2 protein-coding genes are annotated in these 956 nt (G+C 64.6%); both read right to left on the minus strand.

Going from position 1 to position 956, the window contains the following annotated elements:
* The coding region (locus tag AC01FP_RS17875; RefSeq protein ID WP_474482126.1) for a BREX system ATP-binding domain-containing protein at positions 1-744 on the minus strand (744 nt) is incomplete at its 3' end.
* Positions 744-956 (minus strand): hypothetical protein (locus tag AC01FP_RS17880; protein ID WP_474482127.1); only part of this gene is annotated, 213 nt, incomplete at its 5' end. The genes AC01FP_RS17880 and AC01FP_RS17875, both read right to left, overlap by 1 nt.

Raw genomic sequence — 956 nt, forward strand, 5'->3', positions numbered from 1 at the left:
CTCCGCCTCATCGATCACGATCAGCAGGCCCTTGTAACCGGCAGCCTTGACGATCTCCAGAACACCCCGGAGATAGTCGAGGGCATCGCGGCTGCCAATGTCGCCCTTGATGCCCGCCGCCTTCTTAGAGGCGGCTGCCACATTGCCGCTACCGCAGAGCCAGGAGATCAGGGCACCAGCCTCAGACACCTCGCCCTCTTGCTTGAGGCGAAAGATGGTCTGGATCACCCGGATGAAGTCCTGGGGCGCCTGGCCTCCAGTGAGGGAAGCAAGGTCGGCCTCAAGGCGCTGCTGCACCTTCTCGTCGAAGCCGGCGGCGTCTTCGTCCTCGCCGGCGGCGATCAGGGCGTCTTCCACCCGAGCAATCCAGCGATCGAGGATGTCGCTGAGGGCGCCGCGGGGGCAGCTGGAGGTACCCAGCTCGGTCATCACCTTGCGGTAGACGTCGTCGAAGCGGTGGAACTTGAGGTCGTTGTCGGAGACGACCACGAAGCTGGTGGCAAAGCCAAGCTCCTGAGCATCGAGCAGGGCCAGTCGAGCCATGAAGGTCTTGCCGCAGCCATAGCCTCCGCGCAGGAACTTGATCGTGCCCTCTCCTCCACCGGCCAGCTCCAGCTGGCGGTGCAGCTCACCGCGCTGCTTCTCGATGCCCACGGCGAAGGTGTCGATGCCGCGCTCGGGCACCAGCCCCTTGCGCAGCGACTCGAAGACGTGTTCGACGTCCTTGGCGGTCAGGGTGCCCATCAGCTCTGCTCCTTCACGTAGCGCTTGACATCACCCACGACGGCAATGCGGACGGAGAACGGCGCCCGACTGGCCAGATCATCGACCTGGAGGGAAAAGCGCCGGGCTGCCCGGGGAGAACCCAGCATGGCAGCCACCTCCGGCTCGGTAATGGCACCGTGGGCAGCCAGGTGTGCAAAAAGCTGGCGGATCCTCTCATCGTCAGAAAGTGC

The organism is Cyanobium sp. NIVA-CYA 375 (genome assembly GCF_056108345.1).